This window comes from Mesorhizobium sp. M7A.F.Ca.ET.027.03.2.1 (assembly GCF_003999175.1).
In the GTDB taxonomy this organism is placed as follows: Bacteria; Pseudomonadota; Alphaproteobacteria; order Rhizobiales; family Rhizobiaceae; genus Mesorhizobium.
Map to the genome: position 1 here is coordinate 1 of NZ_RZOM01001285.1, position 1,497 is coordinate 1,497.

Annotated in this window: 3 protein-coding genes; 2 read left to right on the forward strand and 1 reads right to left on the reverse strand. The window is 62.6% G+C overall.

Translation table 11 applies throughout. The features are described 5' to 3' along the window. On the forward strand, positions 1-350 hold a 350-nt coding region (locus tag EN750_RS33885; RefSeq protein ID WP_127399244.1), incomplete at its 5' end, for an ATP-binding cassette domain-containing protein. 45 nt (positions 351-395) lie between these two features. Beyond that, on the forward strand, positions 396-734 hold the full coding sequence (locus EN750_RS33890) for a hypothetical protein (RefSeq protein ID WP_127319789.1): 339 nt from the start codon (positions 396-398) through the stop codon (positions 732-734). Positions 735-746: 12 nt separating this feature from the next. Here EN750_RS33890 and EN750_RS33895 read toward each other — a convergent pair. Next, positions 747-1,497: efflux RND transporter permease subunit (locus EN750_RS33895; RefSeq protein ID WP_145968182.1), on the reverse strand; the 751-nt coding region annotated here is incomplete at its 5' end.

A 1,497-nucleotide genomic window follows, 5' to 3' on the forward strand; every position in this document is an offset into this window, starting at 1 on the left:
ATTCGCACCAGCTCTCCGGCGGCCAGCGCCAGCGCGTGGCGATTGCGCGTGCACTCATTCTCGAACCGTCGATCCTGCTGCTCGACGAGCCGACCTCGGCGCTCGATGCCTCGGTGCAGGCGGAAGTGCTCAACCTGTTGGAAGAGGTACGCAAGCGGCGCAAGCTGACCTTCCTGATGGTCAGCCACGACCTCGCCATCATCACCCATATGTGCGAGCGGCTGATGGTGATGCAAAGCGGCGAGGCGGTGGAGAATCTGGCGGCGGCTGAACTTGTCGAACGCCGCGTGACCAAGGATTATACGCGCAATCTTTTGCGGGCCAGCGATGGGTTTGTGAGAACCGCCTGAATTCGTTTTCTCTTTTGCGCCGAACAACCATCTTGGGGACTGCCCGTGGAGGAATGGAAATTTGCGGATCCGCCCAATCTCGCGGTGTTGTCGGACAAGAGCCTATTTAAACGTGGCGACTGGATCGCATACGTTGTGCATGAAGATGACGACGACGACAGCTACAACGACGAAGGTGGCAGTTGGCAATTCTACAGTAGCGACATTCGAGATTGGGATGAACGCGAGATAATGCTCGTAGGCCTGCAAGAGGTGGTTCAACTGGATGAAACCATCCTGGAGTTGGCCGATTTGCCGAAAGGTTGGCGTGCTTGGCGCGCCTCGAAATCGTCGCCATGGCGGCGCGCCAAGTCACGCCCCGTACCCTCCAACGACAACGAGTGACCCGCCAAAGCCTTAAGTCTGGGCTTGCACCGGTTCGCCGCTCTCCACGGGTGGCTCTTCCTGGGCTTTCGGCTCCTTGATCCTGAACCACGTCACATAAAGCGCCGGCAGGAACAGCAGCGTAATCGCCGTGCCGGCAATGATGCCGCCCATCATGGCATAGGCCATCGGGCCCCAGAACACTTCACGTGCGATCGGGATCAGCGCCAGGCTGGCAGCCGCCGCCGTCAGCGCGATCGGGCGCATGCGGTGTTCCGTCGCCTCGATGACGGCCGCCCAGCGGTCCTTGCCTTCCCGGACGAGATCCTCGATCTGCACGATCAGGATGACCGAGTTGCGGATCAGGATGCCGATCAGCGCCAGCACGCCGAGGATGGCGACGAAGCCGAGCGGTGCTCCGCTCGGCACCAGGGCCGCCACCACGCCGATCAGGCCGAGCGGCGCCACGGCCACCACCAGGAACAGGCGCTGGAAACTCTGCAACTGCACCATCAGGATCGTCGCCATGACGAACAGCATCAGTGGCACCACGGCGGCGATCGGTCCCTGGCTTTTGGCGCTTTCCTCGACCGAGCCGGCGGTGGCGATCGAATAGCCCGGCGGCAGCTTGGCGGTGAAGGCATCGACCGACGGCTTCAACTCGTTGACGACGGTGGCCGGCAGCACGTCGCCGACCAGTCCGGCGCGCACGGTGATGGTCGGGATGCGGTCGCGTCGCCACACCGTTGGCTGCTCCAGATCGTAGCGGAAGTTGGCGACGGCC